Source organism: Enterococcus quebecensis, assembly GCF_001730365.1.
Classification (GTDB): Bacteria; Bacillota; Bacilli; order Lactobacillales; family Enterococcaceae; genus Enterococcus_L; species Enterococcus_L quebecensis.
This window is the reverse complement of the sequence record NZ_MIKB01000018.1, coordinates 76,288-103,195: the sequence shown is the minus strand read 5'-3', so window position 1 is coordinate 103,195 and position 26,908 is coordinate 76,288. Positions and strand designations below refer to the sequence as shown.

The window sequence follows — 26,908 nt, the reverse complement described above, 5'->3', positions numbered from 1 at the left end:
AGCCTTAGCTGTATTTTATTTTTTTATTTAAAGAATAGAGTATCTAAAAAGCCGGAAAAAATCAAGAAACTTAAACACACAGCATTAAATGTTAAAAATATCGCAAATGCATGGGTGAATTTGTTTGAGGGAATTTTTTCTTTATGTTTTTTCTTGAACCTTAACCATGCATCCGTCACACAAATCAACGTAGCATGATATAGCCCGTAAGCAATATAATACCAAGTCAGTCCGTGCCAGATTCCCATAAGCAAGAATAAGGCAAAATACCCGACGTTGGAAGCAACGATTCTACTTTTAAATACTTTCTTTTTGATCAACGTAAACATCAATCTCATATATACATAATCACGGAACCAAAAAGATAATGTCATGTGCCAACGATTCCAGAATTCTTTAATATTCCAACTTAAAAACGGTTTATTAAAGTTGATTGGCGTATCATACCCCATCAAATAGCTAGTTCCTACAGCAAATAAACTATACCCAGCAAAATCAAAGAACAAGTACATGCTGTAAACATACATATAACCAACTAGTTCCCAAGAGATACCACCTGTTTTCTCTGCTGCTTTTGCAACGATTGGCAACATCACTTGGCCAAAGTAATAACCAATAATAAATTTGTACAAAAAACCTAAAAAGAAATTATGAATTCCTTTTGCTAAAAAATCAACATATTTCTCTGGTGTCGGCGGATTTTCCACATCTTTTTCAAAGCGACGATAACGATCAATCGGCCCAGAAGAGATAGTTGGAAAGAACAAAAGAAATTCAATGTAACGAAAAATATTGTATTCTTTAATCGATCCGTCACGCATTTCCATAATGATTTGTACAGACTTAAATGTTAAATAAGAAATGCCTAAAAATCCAAAAATCGAGGCATGTCCTGAAGTAAAAGGAACTACTTTGACTAGTATCAACGGTAGCAAAGCTAAAAATACAGCCAAATAAAAGACTAAACTAGCATTTTTCTTTTGACGATAGTGAAAGTAAACCCAGACCAGAATCGTTTGCCAACATACATAAGCAATCAATGCAGCTCCTTGTTTCCAATCCTCACCGCCAAAACTCATATACAAGAAAAATAACGTAATTAATACTTGATACCAAGACCAACGTTTCCCTTTAATTAATAATGTTAGAATCATCGGTGCTAAAGCAATCAATAGATATATAAAATAGATTGGATTCGCATAAGGAATCATGTGTGGAAAATTAATCATGTTGCATTTACCTCATTTATCAATCCTTTACGGTCGATCTTTCCATTAGCAGTAAGCGGCAGTTGATCCACGTAAATAAATTTTTGCGGAATCATGTAATCCATTACCGTCTGCCTCAACTCTTCTTTGATCGCTTTCGTTAACTTAAACTCTTTATCGAATTCATTTCTCTCAGCGACAACATAGGCAACTAATTGTTGGACTTTATGATTTTGGTATTTTGGCACAACAGCTGCTTGTTTGACATATGAAACACCCGCTAAATGATGATCAACATCTTCAAGTTCAATACGATAACCGTGAAGTTTCACTTGAAAATCAATACGTCCATCGTAAATCAATAGCCCCTCTTTTAGCTTACCGGCGTCTCCTGTTCGGTAGGCTGGTTGACCTTTATATTCAAAAAAGGCCGCTTCTGTTTTTTCTGGATTGTTCAGGTATCCTTTAGAAACGCTTGGACCTGCTATCACAATCTCACCAACTTCTCCATCTGAAGCCTCTTTATCGCCATCCATAATGTATACATTGGTATCAGCTTTTACATAACCGATTGGAATACGGTTGTATTCATTTAATAAGTGTTGAGTTACCTCAACTCCTGAAATGGCAACAGTCGCTTCTGTCGGACCATAGGTATTGAATATATGCGCTTTTGGAAAACGTTCCAGTAACTTTTTAGCCGTAGCATTAGGCAATTCCTCACCACAAAATAAGAAAATTTTCAAGCTTTCCACTTGTTCACCATTAAATGTTGGCTCCATCAAACAAATCTCCATAAAGGATGGTGTAGAAACCCAAACCTCTATTTCTAATGTCGGCAACATGGTAAATAATTGTTTAAAGTCCGTGATGACATCTTTACGCATCGGTGTTAATGAACCACCTGAAGTCAATGCAGGATAGAGATCCATCACTGATAAATCAAATGAATAAGGTGCTTGGGATAAAAAGCGCATGCCTTCTGTAATCCCAAAATCAGTCAATTCCCAATTAACAAAGCTTAAAAGATTTGTATGGCTGATTTGAACACCTTTTGGTACACCAGTTGTTCCAGAGGTGAAAATAATATAGTATGTTTCAGACTCTACAACTGGTTTAAGTGTAGTTGCAATTTTTGCTTCTGTACAGATCTCATGTAGTTTTTCCAGTGAAACTGTTTTAGCAGTCGTTTCTAGCTCAGGCCACTCTTTGACAGAAAAAATAACTGCTGGATCTGCTACTTCTAAAATCATTTCCACACGTTCTTTCGGTGTATGCGCTTCGATTGGGATATAGGCATGACCGGCTTTTGATGCACCTAAAAAACAAGCCAGCATTTCAAATTCCAACTCGCCATAGACAACTACTGGACGAGCTCTTTCTATGTTTTCCTGCAAATAAGTAGCAATTGCATCTGAGTCTTTTTTCAACTCACCATAAGTATATGTTCGATTGGTTTCAATATAAACAGGGCGGTTTGGCTCCTCCATCCCCCAACGATCAATTGCTTCAATAATGTTTAAAATCGTCATGAAGTACTCCCCCTTTAAAACTCATTATAAATAAATGTGCCGCCGTCAATATTTTTGTAATGATATAAATAAATCAACACTAGAAGTACCCCAAAATAAAAAGCGGTCTTTCCAATGAATCTTCCCCAATACTGTACATTAGGTTGTTTGAGAAATTCTTTCATTCTATTTTTACGCCTCCAAAATTCCACATAGTCGCAATTTTACATATTGCTATTGTAATCAAAACCAAGTAGGAAATAAAACAAAATTTTTGATAAACGACTATTTCCCACTAACAGTTTTGTCACTTGTATATAAAAGAAGGCGGGACAAAAGATAAAATTTTTGTTCCACCCTCTTTACATAGTAAAAGAAAATACAAGAAAAATTATTTTTTTAATACAATTTTTGTTTAAACACCTGAGAAGGAAGCGTTTTTTTACTTTTTCTGACTTAGTCTCTCTCTGAATGTAAACTTCTGAGAAAAGAAAATAATACATGTTTTCATATGCTCATTCTCACTATTTCCTCAACCTATGCTTAAACAAAACTTAAATTTTAACGATCACTTCCATGGATCATACGAGAATAAATCGCTGACGTTAAGAAATAATAAGCTAAATAAATCAAAATCAATAGCCCACAAGAAAGATACGCTAACCAATAACCAGAACTTGTAATAATTTTACTAAAAACATATATTGCAAAGCTCGCATGCAAGACACCAATAATCATTGGCGGAAAAAAAATAATGCTGTTTTGCTGATAGATGAGTTTAGTGATTTCTTTTTTAGGAATACCAATTTTCTTTAACAAATCATAACTTTCTTTTTCTCGTTCAGCCTCAGAAAATTGCTGCAGCATCAAAATACTACCTGTGATAATCAATGCCAAAATACCTAAAAACATTGCCACATAAATGAACAGTCCCATTACTCTTCTTTGATACCTTTGCTCTAAGAAACGGCTCGTGTAATTCAATTGCCAATTTTCCTGTTCATCAGTCTCAGAAAACTCTTGTGCGCTTGTTTTCTCTGGTTGCTGACTTTTTTTTGATGTATAGCCTTCCAATTGATTATCCACCCACTGATAATTGTAATAAACAGGTGCAATCCATTGAGGTTTTATTGCTTCAGACATATTATTTGCCAATGCTTCTTCATTTTTTGTATCAACGTCAAAGGCCATCAGTGTGTATACCGTACCAGAAGTTATTTCATTGAATTGCTCATCTGACACAACGATCGTTGGGAACGTGTATCTTAATAAGCTTTGACCTAAATAATCTGGTCGTACATCAGAAACACTAAGCTTGACTCCACCAGATAATGTAAAGTCAGAACCGTATTTGATAAACCCACCTAAAACGTTTTGAATACTGTCCAAAATAACACTATCTCGCTCATTAGTTAACTCAATATTTTTCAAATAAGGATTTATTTTTTGAAATTCTCGATAATTGGAGAGTGATAGTAAGTTTATTGGGCTTAATGTATTTTGTTTTTCTTCTTGTCCAATTTTAAGATGAAATCGGCTACCCGTCAACTTATAATTTAATTTGACTACTGAATCGATTTTTGTATCCGGTTCCTTTTCAATTATTTGTGTGAATTTCTTAAAATTCTCTTCAGACACGATAAAATCAGTAGGTGCTGTTGCATTCACTGAATTCATTCCTATAGTATAAAAAGATGCCGCTCCTCCAATCATCCCTAAAGCAATTGCAATAAAAATAGTTACAAAGGATAATGTATTTCCGCCTCTTTTAATATGAATTTTGGCATTTCCTAAAGCTAACATATTCAGTTTTCGGTAATAATTGTATTTACTTTTCCCAAATAAATACACAAATAAATACATTGTGTATTTAAAAAACAAGTAAGTTCCTAGCATACAAATAAACATAATTAGTAGCGGTGCAATCAAGAAACCAGAAAAACCGACCTTCGTACGTATTAAAACGGTAGCAAAGTGAATAATGTTGTACGATAAAAAGTATCCAATACCAATAAGCGTTATGCCTAGAACACCTAAACAAACACTTAAAACAGACATTTTCTTTGAGTTCAGCTCACTTTTCTTCGTTGGTTTGACTAGATTCATCACTTGATAACGATAAATCAACCAACTGCTTCGAAGAGATACTGCCAGTAACATAAATACAAACACCAGACTTGTTTGAATCATCGACGGAATTGAAACGAAAAAGAGGCTTTCAACTTGCAAAAACATTGCTTTTGCTAGAATCATTGAGAATAACTTTGAAAAAATAATCCCTAAAATGATTCCTGATACCAGAGATACCGCCCCTAAAATCAATGTCTCCACAAAAAACAAAAAAGATATTTGCCCTTTTCGCATACCGATTAGATGATACAGACCAATTTCTTTTCCTCTTTTTAATAAGAAGAAATGATTCGCCGCAAACATAAATCCTAAAATCATAATAACAACAAGAATGCCGCCTAAATTCATTGCACTATTGATATGGATATCTTGCCCCGCTCTACTTGCAAACGATCTGTTGTAAGTGATGGCACTGAAACAATAATAAACAACCACTGCAAAGGTCATACTGACAAAATAAACCAAATAATTGAGAAACTGGCCTTTGAAATTTTTCCAAGATAATTTAAAAATCATTGGCACGGCCACCTCCGCCAATTGTAGCTTGCATATCAATCACTTGGTTAAAAAAATCTCTTCTAGAACCTTGACGAACAACTTCTGAAAATATCACACCATCCTTAATAAACAAAATACGATTGCAGTAGCTTGCTGTATATGGATCATGGGTAACCATCATAATCGTTGCATCATCTTGTACATTCATATTCGTCATATACTGAAGCAACTCTGCTGCTGATTTAGAATCCAGCGAGCCCGTAGGTTCATCCGCAAAAATTATTTTAGGTTTGGTAACCAATGCACGTGCCGCTGCTACACGCTGCTTTTGCCCAACTGAGATCATACTAGGATAAGTCGTCAATAATTGTTCAATTCCTAAAACATTAGCAACATGGGTTAACCGTTCCTCCATTTCAGCTATAGGCATTCGATCCACAGCCAACGGCAACAGGATATTATCCTTTACATTCAAAGTCTCCATTAAATTGAAGTTTTGAAAAATAAACCCTAACTCCTTACGACGAAAATCGCTAATTTGATTATCCCGCATTTTAAGAATATCTTGGTTATCGATTCGAACAGTTCCTGTTGTTGGCAAAGTAATCGTAGATATAGTATTTAATAAGGTTGATTTCCCCGCACCACTAGGTCCCATAATTCCGACAAATTCCCCTTGATCAACAGAAAAAGAAATATTATTTAAGACTTGTACTTTATTACTTCTATAGCCATATGATTTACTTAAGTGATTCACTTCTAAAATTTTTTTCATAGATTTCGCTCCAGTTTATTCATTGTCTTTATTCTACCAATATTTGGTGTAACTGAACATCGTTTCCTCTTACAATTAAGTAATGCTAACAATTTTTTTATCAAGTATTTATTTTTCTCAGCAACAAGGTTGTGACAATCGACACAAACCTCTCAACGAATTGTTTTCACTATTTTTTCATTTCTAATAAACACTATATATAGTTACCAATATGAAAATAAATTTAAATTCAACACTATATATAGTTGAAAGATTCAACGAATTGTTTTATGATAAGAAAGGAATAAATCAACGAGGAGATGGGTAGTAATGATGGAGATTAAGCAAGCGAATAACGGAGTAAATTCTATTGATTCAGCCTTAAAAGAGATAAAAATTGTCAAAAGAGATGGACGATTGGTTGATTTTGATGATCACAAGATATACGATGCTTTGATCAAAGCTGAACAAAAAATCCGAGGTTCTTTGGACCCGCTTGCACACGAACGTATTCAAGAAATTGTGGAGAGCGTTGATCAAGAAATTTCAGATCGTTTCACTGAAAATGTAAAAATTTATGAAATCCAAAGTATCGTCGAACATACTTTACTATCGAAAAATGAATATGAGTTGGCTGAAGAGTACATTAACTACCGTACACGCCGTGATTTTGAACGGAGTAAGGCAACTGATATCAACTTTACAATCAGTAAATTAATCAATAAAGATCAATCTGTCGTGAACGAAAATGCTAATAAAGACAGCGATGTTTTCAATACACAACGAGACTTAACTGCGGGTATTGTGGGTAAATCGATTGGCTTGAAGATGCTCCCTCCCCATGTGGCTAACGCCCATCAAAAAGGTGACATCCATTACCATGATTTAGATTACCATCCATATACACCCATGACTAATTGCTGCCTAATCGATTTTAAAGGGATGTTAAATAAGGGCTTCAAAATCGGTAATGCAGAAGTAGAATCACCAAAATCAATTCAAACAGCCACTGCTCAAATTTCTCAAATCATCGCCAACGTAGCATCTAGTCAATATGGCGGCTGTTCCGCTGACCGTGTAGATGAATTATTGGCACCATTCGCTGAATTAAATTATCAAAAACATTTAGCTGATGCAAAAGAATGGATTGATGGTTCTAAACGTCAGGAAGAATATGCAAAAACTAAAACCCAAAAAGATATTTATGATGCGATGCAAAGTTTAGAATATGAAATCAATACCTTGTTCACATCAAATGGACAAACACCATTTACTTCTTTAGGCTTTGGTTTAGGCCTAAATTGGTTTGAACGTGAGATTCAACGAGCAATTTTGCAAATCCGCATCAATGGACTAGGTAGTGAAAAAAGAACAGCTATTTTCCCTAAATTGATTTTCACTTTAAAGCGTGGTGTAAACCTAAATAAAAAAGATCCAAACTACGATGTGAAACAACTTGCATTAGAATGTGCGACCAAACGGATGTATCCAGATATTTTAAATTATGATAAATTAGTCGATTTAACTGGAAGTTTTAAAGTACCTATGGGCTGTCGCTCTTTCTTGCAAGGTTGGAAAGACGAGCAGGGTCAAGAAGTGAATGTTGGTCGTATGAATTTAGGTGTTGTTACCTTGAATCTTCCAAGAATTGCAATGGAAGCTCAAGGCGATAAGGATAAATTCTGGACTCTTTTAACTGAACGTTTGGAAACAATGAAAGATGCTTTAGTTTATCGTGTTGAACGCTGTAAAGAAGCGACTCCAGCAAACGCACCCATTCTTTATATGTATGGCGCATTTGGCAAACGTTTATCTAAAAAAGATTCTGTTAATGAACTATTCAAAAATAAACGCGCCACTGTTTCATTGGGATATATTGGTTTATACGAAGTGGCTTCTGCTTTTTATGGTGGCGAGTGGGAAACAAATCCCGAAGCGAAAGACTTTACTATCGCTATTTTAAGAGACTTAAAAGATCATGCTGATCAATGGGGCAATGATTATGGTTATCACTTTAGTGTTTATTCAACGCCTAGTGAAAGTTTAACTGACCGTTTTTGTCGTTTAGATACTGAAAAATTTGGTGTAGTCGAAAATATCACAGACAAAGAATATTACACGAATAGTTTCCATTATGATGTTCGCAAAGATCCTACCCCTTTTGAAAAACTAGATTTTGAAAAAGATTATCCACAATATTGTTCTGGTGGTTTCATTCATTATTGTGAATACCCCGTTTTACAACAAAATCCCAAGGCTTTAGAAGCAGTTTGGGATTATGCATATGATCGTGTTGGGTATCTTGGAACAAATACGCCGATTGATCATTGTTATGAATGCGGATTTGAAGGAGATTTCCATCCAACTGAACGAGGTTTTGAGTGTCCACAATGCGGTAATCATGATCCAAAATCCTGTGATGTTGTTAAACGGACTTGCGGTTACTTAGGTAATCCACAAGCTAGACCTATGGTTCATGGACGCCATAAAGAAATCTCATCACGAGTAAAACATGTGAAATAGCAAAAAAAGTTTAGACATAAGTGTTATTTCCAAAGAAATTAATTGTGTTACTATTGTTTATCCTTACTAGAGACAACCTATTTTTCAAGCAATCAGAGGCTAAAAAATAGGTTGTCTCCTGCTTTTATAGTAAGTTTATCCAGCAACATTTATACGTAGTCCTTCCTATGCTACAATTTAGTATAAATGGAGAAGGTAGGTGTCTTATGAAAATATCCGTTTATGTTGCAAGTGCCTTTAGCAAGGATCATAAAGGCGGAAATAAAGCAGGAGTAGTATTTATTGAGAATACATTAACCAATACTCAAAAAATGACAATTGCCAAACAATTAGGTTATGCGGAAACCGTATTTATATCGGAATCTGACATTGCTGATTATAAATTGGACTATTTTACACCAGAAGAAGAAGTTGATTTATGTGGTCATGCCACAATTGGCTTTTTTGTGATACTAATGCATTTAAATAAACTTTTCAGGAATCGCTATACGATTGAAACCAACAGCGGTGTCCTTGCCATTACCATAAAAAATGACATCATATTCATGGAACAAAACAAACCAATATTCTATGATGTTGTCTCACCAAACGAGTTCATCGATTGCTTTGACATTAAAGCTATAGACAAGAAATACCCAATTCAAATTGTCTCTACGGGCTTAAAAGATATTTTAATTCCTATAAAAAGTGAAACACGATTACACGAGCTGCAACCTAATTTCGAAAAAATTAAAGAAATCAGCAAATTTTATACTGTTGTCGGGATGCATCTATATACTTTTGATGACGATCGAATAATATGTAGAAATTTTGCTCCACTTTACGATATTAATGAAGAAGCTGCGACTGGGACTTCAAATGGCGCACTCGCCTGCTACCTTTATCAACAGCAATCCTTGCAAAGAGATGTCTATGTATTTGAACAAGGTCATTCTTTACACTCGCCTTCAGAAATATTAGTGAAATTAACAACCAATAAAAAGAATGAAATAGAAAAAGTTTATGTTGGCGGCAAAGGCTATTACTGTGAAACTAAGTATTTAGATGTAGAACATATTGAGTAAAAATAAAAGGGTCTGAAGTATAACTCTAAGAGTTATACTTCAGACCCTTAAGCGAGATGAAAGTAGGCTATGCTTTGCTTCGATCCCATCACCCTCTAAGAGTTGAAGGTCTTCTTATTTTTCGGAGCCAAACACTTTCGTCCCAACCGCTTCTATTTCGAAGCTTTTGATTACAAAGGGATAGATGATATTTATTTAAAATACTCTCACTTTTACTGTCTGTTCACCGTCATTACCATCACTATCTACAACATAAAAAACAACTTTGTATGTTCCTTTTTTAGTAGCGATCCCATTTTCATCAACTGGTACGGTACTTTCTTTTACAATGACTTTATCACTAATATCTCCATCTTCTGCATCGTATGCTGAAGCATTGCTTAATGGATCGAACTTCGCTCCGATTCTTACTACACTGTCACACCCCAACATTAATGGTTGCCATTTTAACGGTAATGTATACTCAACTGTTGGTTTGTTGTAGTTAGCAGTAGAAGTTGTTGCAGATTCTACGTTCATTACCAAACTTTCTGTCCCGTAGTCAATTTCCTCTTCATTCCAAGAAACGCTTAAATCACCGTTTTGAACACCGCCATTGGCATTTGTGATCGGCATTTTTTTAATCACCGGAAGATTATCTGTACTTGTGTTTTCGATAACTAGCGGTTGTTTGCCAACCGTAACAGGTTCACGCTTGATTTCCTGATCTTGATATCTTAGATTCGCCCACAAACTACCTCTGAAAGGTAATTTTGTCAGTTTGTGGAAATCGTCCATGTGGTTTCCTTTCAAAGCTAATGTTGCAAGTCTCATTGATGTGTCAAACTTAGTCAAGACATCAAAGGCAGAGTTATCTAAATTTAAAAAATGGATGTGCAAAATCCACAGATTAGGTAGTTTTGTGCCTAATAATGGCGAAATGTCTGAAATTGGGTTGTAGTAAAATTGTAAATTATTTAACTTGTGATTTTCCCAATCTCTGAATGGTTCAATACTTTCTACTTCATTACCAAAAAAGTGGAAGGCCCAATTATAATGCATGTATTTGATCCCTTCAATACTTTTAACCCCCATCCCACTAATATTTACATAAGTAATATTGTCCAATTCTGCTTGGGTAACTAAATCATTTGGATTCTTTTTCAATTGTTTTGCCATATAACCAGCAAAAGCAGGATCAGGAAACACTTCATTTACTTTGGTTGGTTTATCTAAATAAACATATGCCTCTGCAGACTCACCAAACCCAACAAAAGTAAACACTGCAACTACTGCAAACACTAAACTCAAATACACATTCTTCTTTATCATACGAACACTCCTTTTTTAATTTTTTCTATCCCTATACAATCAAAATAACACATAAAGTAATATTTTTCAAACAAAATTATTTTTAATTCAAAAAAGAACACAACATATAGTTACAAACGACATAAAAACACAATATATTGTGTTTAGATAGTATTTATGATATTATTTAGTAGATGAACACCCTAAAAATAGTATTGTAAACTACCATATTTCAGAAAGAAGGAATTGGGATGAGAAATCCTAAACCACAAGAATGGTTAGCAAAAGAGCTTAGCCAAAATTATATTGCCGATTACAAAGCATTCAACTTTGTTGATGGTGAAGGTGTCCGAAATAGCTTATATGTAAGTGGGTGTCTTTTCGCTTGTGAAGGTTGTTTCAATCAAGCAGTTCAGAGTTTCCGTTATGGCAAACCTTTTACAAAAGAGCTAGAGGACAAACTCATCGAAGATTTGTCTCATGATTACGTGCAGGGACTGACTTTGTTAGGAGGAGAGCCTTTTTTAAATACTGAGGTCTGCTTAAAAGTAGTTGATCGAATTCATGAAACATTTGGAAACAAGAAGGATATCTGGTCTTGGAGTGGGTATACCTTTGAAGAATTACTTTTGGAATCTGAGGATAAACTTGAACTATTAAATAAAATCGATATTTTAGTTGATGGTCGTTTTGAATTATCAAAAAGAAACTTGAATCTACAATTCAGAGGCAGCAGCAATCAACGAATTATTGATGTAAAAAAATCTTTAGCCATTGGACAAGCTGTGATTTGGGATAAATGTCATGATGGTGAAGAAAAGTACGAACAAATAAAAAAAGCAAAACTCATTTAAGTCTGCAGCATTTAAGGATTTATGACACTGTCGAATCAATAGTGTCATAAATCCTTTTTAGGTTAATTATTTTTCTCTTTAAAAAAAGATAAGATCTCTGTACGAATTTTACTATGTTCAACGATTGGTTCAGGATAATCTATCCCCATAGTTACATCAATATTTTTTTGAATATCTATGGGCATCTTACTTGGTTCATGAATACATTTATTGGGTACATTTTTTAGTTCTGGAATAAAGTGGCGGATAAAATCGCCATGATGATCAAATCTTTCACTTTGGGTTGTTGGATTAAAAATTCGAAAATAAGGAACTGCATCGGTTCCTGTCGATGCTGCCCATTGCCACCCACCAATATTACTAGCTGAGTCATAATCAATTAATTTTTGTTGAAAATATTTTTCCCCCATACGCCAATCAATCATTAAATCTTTCGTCAAAAACGAAGCCACAATCATTCTCAAACGATTGTGCATCCATCCAGTCTGATTGAGTTGCCTCATTCCCGCATCTACAATAGGATAGCCTGTTTGACCATTTTTCCATCGCTCAAAAGATTCTTGATTATAGCTCCAGCTTAACATCCGATATTGCTCTTTGATTTCTTGTGTTTTTTGTTTTGGGTTTTCAAAATAAATCATATTATAAAAATCTCGCCAACAAAGTTCAGAAATGAATGTCTGGCGACCATTAGAATCGGGTTCAGCATTGACTGCATACCAAACTTTACGGATAGATAGTTCCCCCGTTCTTAAAAATCTGGATAGTTTACTTGTCTGATCGAGGATAGGATAATCCCTAGTCTTTTCGTAATCATGTAAGTGATTATGTATAAAATCCCTTAGACATTTCTCAGCAGCAACCTCGCCACCCTCATACTCAAATGGTAAAGCTATTTTCTTAATAATCTTTTTAAATTCTTTTTCACCTTTACTAAATAACGGATGAGGGATTTGATTGAACTGTCTCTCACTCACCACTGACCTTTCGTATCGTCTTTTAGGTCGTGTTATCCAATTTCTAAAATAAGGCGTAAATACTTTATAGTTTTCACCTGTTGGTTTCTTGATTTCTTCAACACCATGTATGTGACTATCTTGAAAAGAGTATTCTTGAATGTCATTGTTTTTTAGAAAGTTCGCTATTTTTTGATCTCGTTCTCTCCCAAAACCTCGTTCATCTTTATTAAAATAGATTTTATTCCAATCTTGATACGTCTTTTTTAGTTCTGCAAAATTTTCTTCTATTTCTCCATATAAAAAGTGAAGCACTAGACCACTGGCTTTCAGTGTCTCATAAAAAGTATTTAAACTAGAAAAAAAAGTGTCGTGATTATAACTTTCTTCTAAGAACTGTGCCGGATTTAATTGAAATATACAGATAAGTTCATCCCCAGGTTTACTGTGTTCAAGCATTTTATTAAAAGCAGTATTATCATCTATACGCAGATCTTTACGAAACCACATGATTGTTTTACTCATTGTTATTCCCCTCTTATTAGTGTACTTTATATTGATGGTAGCATAGATAATCGTTTAAAACTAAAATTTAAAGCTGCTTATTTGAATGGACAAACGAGCAGCTTTAGCTTTTATTTAATTAGACTTTATCAGTCTTTTTCAGTTTGTTTTTCCCATAAAGGCAATACTATATTCTCATAGGACATCGGATCGAGATTCGTTAAGGTTATTCCTAATAAGCGAATACCTTGTTCCAGACCAAGAATTTCTTCCCAAATTAAGTTAGCTTGATAATATAATTCTTCTTTTTTAGAAATATATTCCGGCAAAGTCTGACGTTTAGTCACCGTTGTATAATCTGCATAGCGAACTTTTAAAACAACCGTCTTTCCATGCTTTTGGACTCGATTTAAAGATTCTTCCACACGATCTGCCAATTGCCTTAATTGTGCCGTTACTTGTGCTTCTGTCGTTAAAGGAGTGCCATATGTATGTTCTTTACCGACCGACTTACGGTCTCTTGTGATATTTACAGGGGAATCATGAATTCCTCGAACTTTTCGATAAAGAGAATACCCCATTTTGCCAAAATTACGGATGAGCTCCATCTCGTCTTTTTTGTACAAATCTTCTCCTGTAAAAATACCTAAGTCATGCATTTTAGGAACCGTCTTTTTACCAACACCATGAAATTTCTCAATTGGTAAAGCTTTTAGAAACTCTTCTGCTTCCTCTGGCATCACAACCGTTAATCCTTTTGGCTTTTGAAAATCGGAGGCTAGCTTTGCTAAAAATTTATTATAACTAACACCAGCTGAACAAGTTAAATGCAATTCAGTCCATATATCGTATTGAATTAGTTTGGCAATTTTAATTGCTGACTTGCTATTAATTTTGTTCGTTGTCACATCCAAGTAAGCTTCATCTATTGAGACTGGTTCAATAATATCTGTATAGCGGTGAAAAATTTCTCGAATCTGCTGAGAAATTTCAGCATATTTTTGATAATCTCCAGCTTTAAAAATCGCTTCTGGGCATAACTCGTAGGCTTTTTGCGCACTCATAGCAGAATGAATACCGAACTTTCTCGCTTCATAATTTGCCGTAGTCACCACGCCTTTACCTCCTGTATCACTTGGATGACGTGCAATCACCAACGGATGACCGATAAGCTCTGGATGGTCTCGCTCTTCTACAGAAGCGAAAAATGCATCCATATCGATATGAATAATCTTGCGGGAAATATCTTTTTTTAAAGGGAAACGTAATTCACTGATCATAGTCGTCCTCCTCCTTTAAAATAGACCTGACTTAACCTTTAAACCTCTTAAATAAGTTTGACATAGATTACTTATATACTCTCAAGAAGCATCAATTCATTCTTCTTTTTTTGTCACTTTTGAAACAGCCAAAACAAAAGCTGTTTTATTGTATTTCCTATTACAATGTTGCAGTTTCTAATATTTTTTTAACTTCAAAAGAAGTATATAGAGTATCCTCAACATGGATTTATTTTCTCACTGTTCTGTTACACACATTATATACGAACATTAGTTCTTTATCAACTAAATATGACTTATTATAATTTATGTTATTTTTTACATTGATAAAAACTATTCAATACGCTATGATAAAGACTGTTGAAATTTATTGTTAGGGAGAGATTAACATGAAAAAGATGATATTAGTTACCTTGGGATTACTTTGCTTTTTATCATTAAGCGCTTGCTCAGATAAAAAGAATGAAACACAAGCAAGTACTACCCATACAACTGATGAAGAAAAAATAACAACTGATAATTGGTCGCTCGTCGGTGAATATCGCTCAGACACCTATACTGAAATAGACGCCATGAAAAATTTAGCTAGCTCTGCTAATTATACGTTGCCGATGAAAGATTCTATCTCATTAGTCTCAATGAATAGTGATAAAACCTTCTCTATGAATTCTTTCAGTAGCATTGAGAAAACAGTAGAGATCAGCGGTCACTATACTGAAAAAAAGGGTATTTATTCTTTTACTTATGATAAGTATAAATATATTTCTTCTCTTGATCCAGAAACTGTCGTTGATAAAAGTGACATAATGAAGAATAGTTTTAGTTATTTTATTGATAATAATTTTCTATATGCTGTAGGTTCTTCAAATGAAGGCTCCTCGTATACTGTCATTAAAAAGTACACAAAAATACCTGAAGAAGAAGCTGCTGAGCTAATAAGTAAAATTGATAGTTCATCTTTTAAGTAAACTAAATTTATAAAAAGAAAAGAAGTAAGATAGCAAGTTAAATATAGTTGCCTTACTTCTTTTTTATCTTTTTAAATCGCACCTGTTCCTCGTTCACCCGTTCGGATACGAATCGCTTCTTCCACATTGTAAACAAATATCTTACCGTCACCTACTTCTTCCGTCTGACAAATAGCCAAAATCAAAGAAATAATCGCTTCAACATCTTGATCCAAAACGACAAAACTGACTTTCACTTTAGGCAACAATGTAGTGATAATTTCTTGACCACGTACATATTCTTTTAATCCTTTTTGGTTGCCAAAGCCTAAAACTTGGCTTACGGTCATCCCTGTCGCTTCAAAACTATCACCTAATTTTATTTTCAATTCTTCTAGTTTTTCCTGTTGAATGATTGCTTCTACTTTTTTCATCTGTTTTCCTCCTAAGAATCTAAGCCCATAAATGTCGGATAAGCTGTTTCATCATGTTCAATTCTATCTAAACCTAGAGCCTCTTCTTTCGCTGTAACCCGAATCGGCATAAATAATTGAATCCCTTTAATAATGACAAAACTAGCTACTCCCGCAAACACAATGGTAAAAGCGATACTAGCAACTTGCGCCATGAATAACTCGGTTCCACCATAGATCAATCCTGTTTTTCCACCTATGGCAGGATCTGCAAAAACACCTGTCATAACACCGCCAAAAATCCCTCCAACACCATGACAGCCAAATGCATCTAACGCATCATCATAACCTAGTTTATGTTTGACGAATGAAATAAAATAATAACAAAATGGACTAACTAATGCCCCTAAAATAAATGAACTCCAAAGAGGCACAAAGCCTGCTCCTGGTGTAATCGCCACTAAACCAACAATTGCTCCTGTACAAGCACCGACAACAGTGGGTTTACCGATCGCTAGCTTTTCAATTAACATCCACGAAAGCATTCCACTTGCTGCTGCAGTGTTGGTCGTCAGCATGGCATGGATCGCTAAGCCATCGGCAGCTAAAGCAGATCCAGCATTAAATCCGAACCACCCAAACCATAATAACCCTGCACCTAATACAACAAAAGGGATATTATGAGGACGATATTCAGTTTGTTTGTATTCTCTGCGATGACCTAACACAATTGCTAAAACCAAACCTGAAATACCAGAACTAATATGAACAACATTTCCGCCAGCGAAATCGATTGACCCAATTTGTTCTAAAAAGCCGCCGCCCCACACCATGTGTGCCATTGGATAATAAACCACAAGAGACCAAATGCCAATAAATAAAAAGATTGCAGAAAAACGCATCCTTCCAACCACAGCTCCAGTGATGATTGCTGTTGTGATCAAAGCAAACATCATTTGAAACCCAGCAAACAAACCTTCTTGAATTGTTTTTCCTTCAGTCATAGAAACATGATTAAAAAATAATTTATCCAAATTCCCGAAAAATGAATTGTCTCCGCTAAAAGAAAGCGAATATCCGATAATAACCCACAAGACAGAAGAAAGTCCCATCACACAAATCACCATCATCATAGTATTAAGAATATTTTTCCTTCTTTCCAACCCGCCATAAAAGAAAGCTAAGGCAGGTGTCATTAAAAATACCATTGCTGAACAGATAAGAATAAAAGCTACATTTCCTGTTTCCATAGAACCCCTCCTACTTCAAATTAAGCCAACCTTCATTTAGCTTTGTCAGTTATTCTATCATCATTTTTTAATAAATCACATCAAAAATAACTATATATAAAAAAATAATTTAAATTTTCTAACAATTAAAGTGATAAAAAATGACATCTATACCAATAGAACGGTTTCATTCTCTTATGAATAAAAAATAAACTGACCATTAGACGTCAGTTTATTTTAGAGGTATTCAATTAAGCTACTTTAATCCACATGATATTCTTTATAAACATCTTGTTTCTTTAATCCCCGCAGTTTAGCAACTTCTTTAATTGCTTCTTTAGAAGAACTACCAGAATTTATCAAAAGTTCCACGTGTTCATTGATTGGAAGTGCCAAATCTTCATTATCAGCGTCTTCTTCACCTGTAAATCCTTCAATTAAAAGACAACACTCACCTTTTAAGGTATGTTCTGCTAAATAACTGCTTAATTCAACCAAAGTTCCACGAAGATATTCCTCATGAAGCTTCGTTAATTCCCGACAGATAACAGCTTTGCGATCATCCCCAAATACTTCCGAAAAATTCTTTATTGTAGCAGCAATTCGATGAGGAGATTCATAAAAAATCTGAGTTGGTTGTGCCTTTTTCAGCTTCTCCAATGCTTCAATTTGCTCTTTTTTCTTCCTAGGTAAAAATCCGTAAAAAGTAAACGGTTGTGGTGATAAACCAGAAGCAATCAACGCTGTAATTCCTGCTGTAGGACCAGGTAGTGCAATAACCTTGATTCCAGCATCAATACAAGCCTCTACCAACTCATGACCAGGATCACTGATGGAAGGCATGCCTGCATCACTGACCTGTGCAATAATTTCCCCCTTCTCTAAATGTTCAATAAATTGGGGAATTCGTTCTTTATAATTATGCTCATGAAAACTGATTTGCGGAGTTGAAATCTCAAAATGATTTAGTAACTTTTGCGTATTTCGGGTATCTTCACTAGCAATGATCGTTGCTTCTTTTAAACTATTGATACAGCGGAAGCTCATATCTTCTAAGTTCCCGATTGGTGTTGGCACCAAGTATAGCTGCCCAATGCTAGATGAATCGAAACTTTTTTGTTTTTGCATAGTCGCTCCTTTTCAGCTTTTAGATTAGTTTATTGAAAAAAGGCTGAGACAAATTTTGTCACAGCCTCTAAATTTGAATGAATTAAACCTGTATTTACTTGTATCTTTCACCATAAATGACATCTAAACAAAACGCACATTCTTCGTCATTTTCACGGCGTGAACCATATAAAATATTGCAGACATGAAATCCTTCTTCGTACAGTTTCTCTAAATTCATACGTGATTTAGATAGCTCTTGTTTTGCTGGATCATTAGGATCACTAGCTAATTTCGTCAACTCCTGTAAATGTTCACGTAAGCGTTGATTTTCGATCTCAAGAGTTGTATTTTTTTCAACTAATTCATGCAATGCTTCTTTAATTTCTGATAATTGTCCCAAAGTTCCTTGTAAATCTGTCTCTAAAGAACTCAGACCATCATATAAAGAGCGTTTATCCATTGTGATCACCTTTTTCGGCTTGAGCTTTTTCTGTCGCTTCTTTGATTTCTTCATAATCGTATTCAACAGCTATTTCACGTCCAACTAAGCGGACTTTTACAATTCGGCTCAATAAGTTCAAACCGACGACCCGACCTTTTCCATCCGGCGTGATTACATCTTTACCATAATCTGGCAATTCTTTTTTCGCTGCTTCGTATTCATCATTCTCGTATTTTAAACAACACATCAAACGCCCGCATAAACCAGAGATTTTCACAGGATTCAATGATAAGCCTTGATCTTTTGCCATTTTGATTGACACTGGCATAAAGTCACCTAAAAAAGTCGAACAGCAAAGTTGACGACCGCATGGTCCGATTCCACCTAAAATCTTCGCTTCATCTCTGACACCAATTTGGCGTAATTCGATTCTTGTACGGAAAATTGCAGCTAGATCTTTGACCAATTCACGAAAGTCAATTCGACCATCTGCTGTAAAATAAAAGACCATTTTGCTGCGGTCAAATGTATACTCCACCCGAATCAACTTCATCTCTAATTCGTGTGCTCGAATTTTCTCTTTAGCTACACTTAACGCTGCTTGGGCATCATCTATATTCTTTTGTTCTTTTTCTAAATCTGTTTCAGATGCTTTATTTAAAATGGGTTTTAAATCCTCCGGCAAATCTTCTGGTTCAATGGACTTTTTCGGTATTGCAACTGTGGCCAACTGTTTAGATTGCTGTGATTCCACAAGAACTTTCTCATTGTAAAAATACTCTGATTTTCCAGGAGCAAAATAATAGATATGACCTGCTTCACGGAAGCGAACCCCTACTACTTCTACCATTTTCATCCTCCTATTTATGTTTTAGGGTGAATCATTCGTATCACTAACTGTTCACAAACACTTTGAAAGCTGACATTGGCTTCCCACTTTTGCCGTGCCTTTAAAATCAGTTCAACTCGTTGTGCATGTTGTTCTACTACACGTTTAAGCTGCTCTGTTGTGACACTTTCAGTAAGTTGTTTGCGATAATAAGCAAGTAATAAATCAAAACTCAATCCTTGTTGATCTTTGTCTTTAAAGACCTTGATCATCTTTTTTTGAACATAGACAAAAGCTTGAAGATCATCTTTTATCAAGTAACCAAACCACTGTTGAGTAATTTCCCTAGCTTCATTAAACCATTCATCTTGAGAGATTTCAACTGCTTTGTCAAAACTATTTGTCAGTTCTGCCAAAAGGCTTGCAGTATTTTTATTGATTCCTGATTCTGCTAAAGCTTGGACTAATTTTTCCTTAACTAAAGGCTGAAAGTGAAGAACCTGACACCGTGACTGAATCGTTGGTAAAATTTTGCTCAACGATGTTGTCTCTAGAATCGCTAATACTTTACCTTCTGGCTCTTCTAAAAATTTTAATAAACTATTAGCAGCGCCAACACTCATCTTATCTGCTTGTTCAATAAGAAATACTTTTTGTGCTGTCTCCACTCCACTCTTACTGAATTCTGCTTTTAATGCTCTAATTTGATCCACTTTAATGGTTTGACCATCAGGGGCTATTCGCAGAACATCTGGATGCTCATTTTCATTAATTCTCAAACAGTTATTACACTGATTACAAGGATTATTATCTGTCAGATTCATACAAAAAACGTGCTTTGCCATCCATAACCCAAATTCTTTTTTACCAGTTCCTGTATCTCCTTCAAAAAGATAAGCATGGGCAAGACGACCATGCTCAAAGCTTTTTTGAAGTTGCTGGTAAAGAAGCAGCTGCTGCTCCTTTAAAACTTGTGCTTCGTTCATCTTAGTATTGATGGAATCCGTCTACAGGAAGAACAAAAACAGTTGCCCCACCAACCTCAACCTCTACAGGATAAGGTACTTGTCCATCCATCGTAAGATCTAGTGTTACAGGAGTTGACACATATTGTTTACGAGATTGACAGGTTTTCTTGATTAATTCCAATGCTTCTTCAACACGGTCATCATCAATACCAACAATAAAGGTACTGTTTCCAGCTTTTAAAAAACCGCCTGTTGATGAAAGTTTAGTCGCACGGATATTGGCATCAATAAATTCATTAGCTAAACGGTTACTATCTTTATCTTGGACAATCGCTAAAATAATTTTCATATTCGGTCACCTTCCTAGTTTCTAAAATATTCTGGATAACGGTTTACGATTGCTTGGAAAGTCGCTTCAACAACATCTTCCAAACTCATTCTGGCATCGATTTTGGTGATTCTTTCTGGGTTTTCTTCCACTAGTTTTAAATACTCGTGGCGAACTCGTTGATGAAATTCAAGACCTTCTGAATCTAATCGATCAATTTGTTGATGACGATGATTTTTAATACGATTTAGCCCTGTATCTGAATCAACATCAAGATAAATTGTAAAATCCGGTACGGTTCCTTCAATTGCAAATTCATTAATTGAAGCAATTGCCTCAACACCAATCCGTCGACCAGCTCCTTGATAAGCTAAAGAACTATCTACGAAACGATCACATAAAACGATCTTGCCTTGTTCTAAGGCAGGCAATACTTTCTCCATCAAATGTTGGCGTCTGGCTGCTGCATAAAGCAAAGCTTCCGTCCGTTCGTCCATCTCTTGATTCTTTGGATCTAAAATGATTTGACGGATCTTCTCTGAAATGGGAATACCGCCGGGTTCTCTTGTTTTAATGATGCTTCTTTCTGCAGCTAGATCTAGCCTTGGATATAACTCATTTAATACACTTGTTTTTCCTGCGCCATCCGGCCCTTCAATTGTTATAAAAATCCCTTGCACTTTACTAATCCCCTAACTTACTTTGATTCCTTCTACCTATTATACTTTATCTATCACAATCAGTCTAATTGAATTCCTTAAGTCTGAAAAGAAATTTAAACAGCCTAGTGATATTTATTTCAAATTCGGTTTTTAAACCAAATATTTCTTCAAAAAAGTGATACAATCAGTTTAGATAGACACTATAAAAAAATCGGGAGTGAGTTATTTGGAAGATTTATTTGAAGCAGTTGATAATTATTTTATTGAAAAGCTAGTGGAAAAGGACCCTGTTTTCGATCAAATACTTGCTAATAACCAAAAACACCAATTACCTCCACATGATGTTTCACCATCTCAGGGGAAATTTCTTTATCTTCTTGCAAAAATAAGGAATGCTAAACGAATTTTAGAGATTGGAACCCTTGGCGGATATAGCACTCTCTGGTTTGCTAAAGCAATCAACAAAGGAGGACAAATCATCTCTCTTGAATATGATAAGAAACATGCTAAAGTTGCTGAAGAAAATTTAGCTATTGCAGGGGTTTCTGATAAAACAAAGATTATAGTCGGTTCTGCTTCTGACAGTTTAGAAAAAATGGTACACACTCAGACAGACCCTTTCGATTTAATTTTTATTGATGCGGATAAAGAGAATAACTCAATTTACTTAAATTATGCGTTACAACTTGCTCAATCAGGAACGATTATTATTGGCGATAATGTAGTACGTGATGGTGCTGTTATCGATTCCTCCAGTTCAGACAGAAGAGTTTTAGGGGTTCGATCTTTTGTAGAGGATCTGTCTAGTTCTTCAATTTTAACTTCAACTGCTATTGAGACAGTTGGAGTTAAAGGATATGACGGATTTACAATCAGCATCGTTGAAAAATAAAGAATAAAAAAATCAGCTATCCTTTACACAGATAGCTGATTCTTTTATGTTTTAAAGTTCACGTCGCCCTTCTACAGCTTTCAGTAAAGTTACTTCATCTGCATACTCGATATCGCTGCCGACAGATAATCCATGGGCTAATCGAGTCACTTTAATTCCAGCTGGTTTGATTAAACGAGAAAGATACATTGCTGTAGCTTCTCCTTCTGTTGTGGCATTGGTTGCAATAATCACTTCTTTCACTTCGTCATCATGTAAACGCTGAATCAAAGAGGCAATATTGATATCTTCTGGTCCAGTACCTTCCATTGGCGATAAGACACCGTGCAACACATGATACAGACCATGATATTCACGCATCTTCTCCATTGCCATGACATCCTTAGGTTCTTCTACTACTAAAATAATACTGCGGTCTCTCGTCTTATCCTGACAAATTTCACAAGGATCTTCTTCTGTGATATTGCCGCAAATACTACAAAAATGTAAATCACGTTTCACACTGATTAATGCTTTCGCGAAAGCATTAACATCTTCTTCTTTCATATCAAGTGTATAAAAAGCCAAACGCACGGCTGTTTTTTGTCCAATACCTGGTAATTTCATATAACTCTCGACTAGTTTAGCGATGGGTTCTGGGTAATGCATGTTCAACAAATCCTTTCAAACATAAACGATTATCAATCGGTTGCGTAGTATGTATTCATTATTAGACTAATGTACATTATAACATTTTTTCTAAATGATTTTGTAGAATAATGACTTTTCTCTTGCTAGCAGTTTTTTTATCAGATAAATCGGCATTTAAACCATCTATTCATATTTCAAAACCATCTCGAATGATCTCTTTCCCACACCTTTTTACACAGCCCCAAAAAAGATAATTAGAGTATAATACAATTATAAATCACAATTAAAATTCTCGTTTATAAAATTTATATAACTAGTTAAACAGAGTCTAAAATAGTTCGAGCGACTTGAAAAACCCTTTAAAATAGATCTAAACATAAAATAACCTAATTTTATAATAACATTAAAAAAATACATAAATCTAATTACTTTTACTGTTTTTTATAAAAAAACTTGAAGTTTTATTTTGTATATCGTATATTTATTTATGGTTGAGAAACTAATTTTTACAAAAAAGGAGAATTTTATATGAAAAAAAGTTTAAAGATTATGGCTGCATTATTATTAATCAGCTCTGTTGTTGGGACGACGCAATCAGTAACTTCTGTTGTGAATGCTGAGGAGTCATCTGCTTCTGCTGATGATAACATTGCTGTATATCGTGCTGACCTAGAAAAATTAGTAACCCGAGGAAAGGAAATTTTAGCTGCTCCTGGGTCACTCTCTGCAGCTACCCTTGAAAAAATAGCTGCTGGAGTCTCTAGCGCTCAGTACGTTTTAGACAATAATTTAGAATCTGAGTATCAAAGCTCTGCTAATAATTTAATTACGATTTTAACAAACTTGGAGTACGACACTGAATCTAGCTCTTCCGAGTCTACTCCTTCTGAGTCTACTTCTTCTGAATCTAGCTCGTCTGAGTCTACGCCTTCTGAATCTAGCTCGTCTGGGTCTGCTTCTTCTGAATCTAGCTCGTCTGGGTCTACTTCTTCTGAATCTAGCTCGTCTGGGTCTACTTCTTCTGAATCTAGCTCGTCTGAGTCTACTTCTTCTGAATCTAGCTCTTCCGAGTCTACTTCTTCTGAATCTAGCTCGTCTGAAGAAGCTACACCAACAATTGAAGTGTCCAATCAGACTGTTTATGTAGGTCAAACACTAACAGAAGATATGATTTTAGGTTGGGCAACATTTAAAAATGCAGATGGTTATATAGTAGGTTTTGAAGTAGTTGGAGATCCAATTCAAGTTACTGCTCTTGGAAATTCATTAGTGGAACCAGGAACACATACAATTAGATTTTATGTGAGTAAACCAGCGCAACAACGCAGCACAGATAATGTTGTAGCAGAAAAAGTAATTACTCTAAGCGTTCTTCCAGAAAGCTCTAATCCATTGAACGATAATTTGCCAAAGGAAGATACTAAAACACCTGCTACAGGAGGAATTTCTCAAGTAACATCTCCTGTTGCTAACTCAGCTAAAAAAACAATTAATTCAGGAAAAACAACTGCTAAGCAATTGCCCGTAACAGGTGAAGAAAACAATAATATGATGATTGCTTCCGCCGGAGTACTATTAATTGCAGGTGCTTATCTATTTAGAAAAAAACAACTAGAAAAATAATCGTTCTTTACTCACGGACTTTAGTGAACAGTGGGCAATGAATACAAATAAATAGAACAACCTGGAGGGGAGATTCCCTCTAGGTTGTTCTATTTATTTGTATTCATTTTTATTAATTTATAAAGTTTTTCAATCAACTAAAATCCTATGACTGTCGATTCACATCTCTACAACTTTTCTAAATTAAAATCCAGGCATGCCTTTAGCATATTTACCCATCGTTGCTTCTGTTTCTTTTTCTACTTTAGTCAAGGCATCATTAACAGCCATGATTACTAAATCTTGTAACATCTCAATATCTTCCGGATCAACAAGCTCTGCTTTGATTGATATATCTTGCATTTTTCGATCACCTGTAAAAGTTGCTGTTACTAACTCATTGCTCGAAACGCCTACGAATTCTCTTACATTTAATTCGGCTTGTGCTTTTTCCATATCTTTTTGCATTTTTTGGACTTGTTTCATCATCCCTTGCATATTTCCCATGCCTCGCATCATAACTATCGTCTCCTCTTAATCATTTATTACTTCAACAAGCTCATCGCCAAACATAGCGATTGCTTCGTCTACTACTAAATTATTTACTTCCACCGCAGGTTCTTCCCCTGCTAACAAGTGACTATTTTCCTCAACAGATTGATCATCATTTGTTTGATCACCAGATGTGTCTTTGTTTTGGCTAATAAATGATTGGCGCAACTTCGGCCAACTTTCCTTTGTGATGCAAATCATGTCAGGTGCATAATTGACTAGACGACTTAGATTATTATGAACCGCTAATTGTAATTCATCATCATCCATCGCCCGACCACACACAATCTCATAATCAAATGCAATCACCAAACCATTAGGTCCAGCTGCAACTGGTTCACTAGCTTTCAGCATAGCTCGTTGAGTTACAGACATCATCTGTAATAAATCATCCCAAACATTTTTCACATTCAGCAAATGATCTTTTGTAGCCTCATTCAATACTTTGTAGACAAGTTCTGTTGGGATGCGCAGTGCATTTTTATTGCTGGTCACTCGTGTTGTCTTCACAGGTTCAGCTTCTTTAGCTGTTACACCATTTTTCTTTAACTCTGTTAATTCTTTTTGTAGATGTTCGATTTGCTGTTGTAATGTCGTTATTTCTGCGCTTTCCACAGGTTGAACTGCTTCTGAAATCACAGCTGACTTTTTAACAGATTTTGCTAATTTAACAGTGGCTACTTCAAGATAAATATTGGCATTATTGGTAAAACGAATATCGTTTTGAGTATCACTTAATATTTGAATCATTTGATAAATTTTTTCAGCAGCCGTCTGTCCAGCTAGTTCTTTGAAATTATCTGTCAGATTTCCAACTTTTTCAGCTAACAGTTTCGGTGCTTGCTGAAACATGAGCAAATCACGGCAATACAGTAACAAGTCTTCCAAAAATCTTCTTGCTTCTTTACCAGAACTAAGAATATTCTCTAAGGTTTCTAAAGCTTGCTCTACATCGCCTGTTACACAACTGGAAATATATTGATCCATCATCTCATAGGTCAAACTACCTGTCACTTGCATCGCATCTTGCAGCGTCACTTTTTCATCACTAAAAGAGATCGTTTGATCCAGAATACTCAAAGCATCCCGCATTCCGCCTTCTGCAGCTCGACCAATGACGTATAAGGCCTGCTCTTCAAAGTCAACATTGATTTCTTTTAAAATGTAGCCCATATGATCAACAATATCTTGGGTGCTGATTCTCTTAAAATCAAAGCGCTGTGTTCTAGAAATAATCGTTAATGGGATCTTATGTGGTTCTGTGGTTGCTAGAATAAAAATAACATTTTGTGGCGGTTCTTCCAAAGTTTTTAGTAATGCATTGAAAGCACCTGTCGATAACATATGTACTTCATCTATGATATAGACTTTATACTCTGCTTGGGTTGGTGCATACTTTGCTTTATCACGAATGTCTCGAATTTCTTCCACGCCGTTGTTACTAGCCGCATCAATCTCGATAACGTCATTTAAACGACCTTCTGTGATCGCTACACAAGTTTCACATTCATTACAGGGTTCGCCGTCTACACTGTGTTTACAGTTAATTGCTTTAGCAAAAATTTTTGCTGCACTAGTCTTTCCTGTTCCTCTTGGGCCGGTGAATAAATAGGCATGTGAGGTTTTCTTTTGTATGATGGCATTTTTTAATGTCTGGGTAATCGCTTTTTGTCCAACAACATCATCAAAACGCTGTGAACGCCAGACACGATACAAAGCTTGATACGCCATA

25 protein-coding genes are annotated in these 26,908 nt (G+C 35.3%); 6 read left to right on the top strand and 19 right to left on the bottom strand.

The window, feature by feature from the left end:
• Positions 1–23 precede the first annotated feature (23 nt).
• The 5 genes from dltB to BCR23_RS13790 form a co-directional block, all read right to left on the bottom strand.
• Positions 24–1,229 carry a D-alanyl-lipoteichoic acid biosynthesis protein DltB gene (gene dltB, locus BCR23_RS13810; protein ID WP_069636079.1) on the bottom strand — a complete coding sequence of 402 codons (1,206 nt, stop codon included), beginning with the start codon at positions 1,227–1,229 and terminating at the stop codon, positions 24–26.
• Entirely contained in the window at positions 1,226–2,740 is a 1,515-nt protein-coding gene (gene dltA, locus BCR23_RS13805) for a D-alanine--poly(phosphoribitol) ligase subunit DltA (protein WP_069636078.1), read from the bottom strand. Before dltA ends, dltB begins: the two co-directional genes overlap by 4 nt.
• Positions 2,741–2,754: 14 nt before the next feature.
• Entirely contained in the window at positions 2,755–2,904 is a 150-nt protein-coding gene (locus BCR23_RS13800) for a teichoic acid D-Ala incorporation-associated protein DltX (protein ID WP_069636077.1), read from the bottom strand.
• Positions 2,905–3,280: 376 nt separating this feature from the next.
• Positions 3,281–5,365 carry an ABC transporter permease gene (locus BCR23_RS13795; RefSeq protein WP_069636076.1) on the bottom strand — a complete coding sequence of 695 codons (2,085 nt, stop codon included), beginning with the start codon at positions 5,363–5,365 and terminating at the stop codon, positions 3,281–3,283.
• A complete protein-coding gene (locus BCR23_RS13790) occupies positions 5,355–6,122 on the bottom strand; it encodes an ABC transporter ATP-binding protein (protein WP_069636075.1) in 768 nt (255 codons plus the stop codon). The genes BCR23_RS13795 and BCR23_RS13790 overlap by 11 nt, the downstream gene beginning before the upstream one ends.
• A gap of 309 nt (positions 6,123–6,431) precedes the next feature.
• Between BCR23_RS13790 and nrdD the strand changes: the two genes are divergently transcribed.
• Together nrdD and BCR23_RS13780 are read left to right on the top strand one after the other, a co-directional pair.
• The gene (gene nrdD / locus BCR23_RS13785; RefSeq protein ID WP_083241975.1) at positions 6,432–8,624 is read left to right on the top strand and encodes an anaerobic ribonucleoside-triphosphate reductase; all 2,193 of its coding nucleotides are present in this window, start codon (positions 6,432–6,434) and stop codon (positions 8,622–8,624) included.
• Between the two features lie 206 nt (positions 8,625–8,830).
• Positions 8,831–9,688 carry a PhzF family phenazine biosynthesis protein gene (locus BCR23_RS13780; protein ID WP_069636074.1) on the top strand — a complete coding sequence of 286 codons (858 nt, stop codon included), beginning with the start codon at positions 8,831–8,833 and terminating at the stop codon, positions 9,686–9,688.
• Positions 9,689–9,883: 195 nt separating this feature from the next.
• Here BCR23_RS13780 and BCR23_RS13775 read toward each other — a convergent pair whose 3' ends face one another.
• Positions 9,884–10,999, bottom strand: a complete 1,116-nt coding sequence (locus tag BCR23_RS13775) for an internalin N-terminal domain-containing protein (RefSeq protein ID WP_069636073.1) — start codon at positions 10,997–10,999, stop codon at positions 9,884–9,886.
• Positions 11,000–11,229: 230 nt separating this feature from the next.
• Here BCR23_RS13775 and nrdG point away from each other — a divergent pair, with 230 nt between their 5' ends.
• Entirely contained in the window at positions 11,230–11,832 is a 603-nt protein-coding gene (gene nrdG / locus BCR23_RS13770; RefSeq protein ID WP_069636072.1) for an anaerobic ribonucleoside-triphosphate reductase activating protein, read from the top strand.
• Between the two features lie 62 nt (positions 11,833–11,894).
• Here nrdG and BCR23_RS13765 read toward each other — a convergent pair whose 3' ends face one another.
• A complete protein-coding gene (locus tag BCR23_RS13765; protein ID WP_069636071.1) occupies positions 11,895–13,313 on the bottom strand; it encodes a cryptochrome/photolyase family protein in 1,419 nt (472 codons plus the stop codon).
• 128 nt (positions 13,314–13,441) lie between these two features.
• Positions 13,442–14,572, bottom strand: a complete 1,131-nt coding sequence (gene dinB / locus BCR23_RS13760; RefSeq protein WP_069636070.1) for a DNA polymerase IV — start codon at positions 14,570–14,572, stop codon at positions 13,442–13,444.
• Positions 14,573–14,961: 389 nt separating this feature from the next.
• Here dinB and BCR23_RS13755 point away from each other — a divergent pair, with 389 nt between their 5' ends.
• Positions 14,962–15,540, top strand: a complete 579-nt coding sequence (locus BCR23_RS13755; protein ID WP_069636069.1) for a hypothetical protein — start codon at positions 14,962–14,964, stop codon at positions 15,538–15,540.
• A gap of 71 nt (positions 15,541–15,611) precedes the next feature.
• Here the strand turns inward: BCR23_RS13755 and BCR23_RS13750 are convergent, their stop codons facing one another.
• From BCR23_RS13750 to tmk, 8 genes are all read right to left on the bottom strand, one after another.
• On the bottom strand, positions 15,612–15,953 hold the full coding sequence (locus BCR23_RS13750; protein ID WP_069636068.1) for a P-II family nitrogen regulator: 342 nt from the start codon (positions 15,951–15,953) through the stop codon (positions 15,612–15,614).
• 11 nt (positions 15,954–15,964) lie between these two features.
• Positions 15,965–17,182 (bottom strand): ammonium transporter, encoded by a 1,218-nt coding sequence (locus BCR23_RS13745; RefSeq protein ID WP_069636067.1) that lies wholly within the window; start codon positions 17,180–17,182, stop codon positions 15,965–15,967.
• 240 nt (positions 17,183–17,422) lie between these two features.
• A complete protein-coding gene (rsmI, locus tag BCR23_RS13740; RefSeq protein ID WP_069636066.1) occupies positions 17,423–18,289 on the bottom strand; it encodes a 16S rRNA (cytidine(1402)-2'-O)-methyltransferase in 867 nt (288 codons plus the stop codon).
• A 94-nt stretch (positions 18,290–18,383) separates the two neighbouring features.
• On the bottom strand, positions 18,384–18,731 hold the full coding sequence (locus BCR23_RS13735; protein ID WP_010773302.1) for a DNA replication initiation control protein YabA: 348 nt from the start codon (positions 18,729–18,731) through the stop codon (positions 18,384–18,386).
• On the bottom strand, positions 18,724–19,563 hold the full coding sequence (locus BCR23_RS13730) for a PSP1 domain-containing protein (RefSeq protein ID WP_069636065.1): 840 nt from the start codon (positions 19,561–19,563) through the stop codon (positions 18,724–18,726). Before BCR23_RS13730 ends, BCR23_RS13735 begins: the two co-directional genes overlap by 8 nt.
• A gap of 14 nt (positions 19,564–19,577) precedes the next feature.
• Entirely contained in the window at positions 19,578–20,528 is a 951-nt protein-coding gene (gene holB / locus BCR23_RS13725; protein WP_069636064.1) for a DNA polymerase III subunit delta', read from the bottom strand.
• 1 nt (position 20,529) lies between these two features.
• Positions 20,530–20,859, bottom strand: coding sequence for a cyclic-di-AMP receptor (locus BCR23_RS13720; protein ID WP_069636063.1), 330 nt, complete (start codon positions 20,857–20,859; stop codon positions 20,530–20,532).
• A 14-nt stretch (positions 20,860–20,873) separates the two neighbouring features.
• Positions 20,874–21,518 carry a dTMP kinase gene (gene tmk, locus BCR23_RS13715; RefSeq protein WP_069636062.1) on the bottom strand — a complete coding sequence of 215 codons (645 nt, stop codon included), beginning with the start codon at positions 21,516–21,518 and terminating at the stop codon, positions 20,874–20,876.
• A 208-nt stretch (positions 21,519–21,726) separates the two neighbouring features.
• Between tmk and BCR23_RS13710 the strand changes: the two genes are divergently transcribed.
• Positions 21,727–22,392 carry an O-methyltransferase gene (locus tag BCR23_RS13710; RefSeq protein ID WP_069636061.1) on the top strand — a complete coding sequence of 222 codons (666 nt, stop codon included), beginning with the start codon at positions 21,727–21,729 and terminating at the stop codon, positions 22,390–22,392.
• Positions 22,393–22,443: 51 nt separating this feature from the next.
• On the opposite strand, the gene recR is transcribed toward BCR23_RS13710, so the two are convergent.
• Positions 22,444–23,040 (bottom strand): recombination mediator RecR, encoded by a 597-nt coding sequence (gene recR / locus BCR23_RS13705; RefSeq protein ID WP_069636060.1) that lies wholly within the window; start codon positions 23,038–23,040, stop codon positions 22,444–22,446.
• Positions 23,041–23,550: 510 nt separating this feature from the next.
• Between recR and BCR23_RS15045 the strand changes: the two genes are divergently transcribed.
• Positions 23,551–24,645, top strand: coding sequence for an LPXTG cell wall anchor domain-containing protein (locus tag BCR23_RS15045; protein ID WP_069636059.1), 1,095 nt, complete (start codon positions 23,551–23,553; stop codon positions 24,643–24,645).
• A 183-nt stretch (positions 24,646–24,828) separates the two neighbouring features.
• On the opposite strand, the gene BCR23_RS13695 is transcribed toward BCR23_RS15045, so the two are convergent.
• Both BCR23_RS13695 and dnaX read right to left on the bottom strand, forming a co-directional pair.
• Positions 24,829–25,143, bottom strand: a complete 315-nt coding sequence (locus tag BCR23_RS13695) for a YbaB/EbfC family nucleoid-associated protein (RefSeq protein WP_069636058.1) — start codon at positions 25,141–25,143, stop codon at positions 24,829–24,831.
• Between the two features lie 15 nt (positions 25,144–25,158).
• A complete protein-coding gene (gene dnaX / locus BCR23_RS13690; protein WP_069636057.1) occupies positions 25,159–26,907 on the bottom strand; it encodes a DNA polymerase III subunit gamma/tau in 1,749 nt (582 codons plus the stop codon).
• Position 26,908: the final 1 nt, after the last annotated feature.

Bases quoted from the DNA above. Each gene is read 5' to 3' on its own strand.
- dltB (WP_069636079.1), bottom strand. From the start codon at position 1,229: ATGATTAATTTTCCACACATGATTCCTTATGCGAATCCAATCTATTTT.
- dltA (WP_069636078.1), bottom strand. From the start codon at position 2,740: ATGACGATTTTAAACATTATTGAAGCAATTGATCGTTGGGGGATGGAG.
- BCR23_RS13800 (WP_069636077.1), bottom strand. From the start codon at position 2,904: ATGAAAGAATTTCTCAAACAACCTAATGTACAGTATTGGGGAAGATTC.
- BCR23_RS13795 (WP_069636076.1), bottom strand. From the start codon at position 5,365: ATGATTTTTAAATTATCTTGGAAAAATTTCAAAGGCCAGTTTCTCAAT.
- BCR23_RS13790 (WP_069636075.1), bottom strand. From the start codon at position 6,122: ATGAAAAAAATTTTAGAAGTGAATCACTTAAGTAAATCATATGGCTAT.
- nrdD (WP_083241975.1), top strand. From the start codon at position 6,432: ATGATGGAGATTAAGCAAGCGAATAACGGAGTAAATTCTATTGATTCA.
- BCR23_RS13780 (WP_069636074.1), top strand. From the start codon at position 8,831: ATGAAAATATCCGTTTATGTTGCAAGTGCCTTTAGCAAGGATCATAAA.
- BCR23_RS13775 (WP_069636073.1), bottom strand. From the start codon at position 10,999: ATGATAAAGAAGAATGTGTATTTGAGTTTAGTGTTTGCAGTAGTTGCA.
- nrdG (WP_069636072.1), top strand. From the start codon at position 11,230: ATGAGAAATCCTAAACCACAAGAATGGTTAGCAAAAGAGCTTAGCCAA.
- BCR23_RS13765 (WP_069636071.1), bottom strand. From the start codon at position 13,313: ATGAGTAAAACAATCATGTGGTTTCGTAAAGATCTGCGTATAGATGAT.
- dinB (WP_069636070.1), bottom strand. From the start codon at position 14,572: ATGATCAGTGAATTACGTTTCCCTTTAAAAAAAGATATTTCCCGCAAG.
- BCR23_RS13755 (WP_069636069.1), top strand. From the start codon at position 14,962: ATGAAAAAGATGATATTAGTTACCTTGGGATTACTTTGCTTTTTATCA.
- BCR23_RS13750 (WP_069636068.1), bottom strand. From the start codon at position 15,953: ATGAAAAAAGTAGAAGCAATCATTCAACAGGAAAAACTAGAAGAATTG.
- BCR23_RS13745 (WP_069636067.1), bottom strand. From the start codon at position 17,182: ATGGAAACAGGAAATGTAGCTTTTATTCTTATCTGTTCAGCAATGGTA.
- rsmI (WP_069636066.1), bottom strand. From the start codon at position 18,289: ATGCAAAAACAAAAAAGTTTCGATTCATCTAGCATTGGGCAGCTATAC.
- BCR23_RS13735 (WP_010773302.1), bottom strand. From the start codon at position 18,731: ATGGATAAACGCTCTTTATATGATGGTCTGAGTTCTTTAGAGACAGAT.
- BCR23_RS13730 (WP_069636065.1), bottom strand. From the start codon at position 19,563: ATGGTAGAAGTAGTAGGGGTTCGCTTCCGTGAAGCAGGTCATATCTAT.
- holB (WP_069636064.1), bottom strand. From the start codon at position 20,528: ATGAACGAAGCACAAGTTTTAAAGGAGCAGCAGCTGCTTCTTTACCAG.
- BCR23_RS13720 (WP_069636063.1), bottom strand. From the start codon at position 20,859: ATGAAAATTATTTTAGCGATTGTCCAAGATAAAGATAGTAACCGTTTA.
- recR (WP_069636060.1), bottom strand. From the start codon at position 23,040: ATGCATTACCCAGAACCCATCGCTAAACTAGTCGAGAGTTATATGAAA.
- BCR23_RS15045 (WP_069636059.1), top strand. From the start codon at position 23,551: ATGAAAAAAAGTTTAAAGATTATGGCTGCATTATTATTAATCAGCTCT.
- BCR23_RS13695 (WP_069636058.1), bottom strand. From the start codon at position 25,143: ATGATGCGAGGCATGGGAAATATGCAAGGGATGATGAAACAAGTCCAA.
- dnaX (WP_069636057.1), bottom strand. From the start codon at position 26,907: ATGGCGTATCAAGCTTTGTATCGTGTCTGGCGTTCACAGCGTTTTGAT.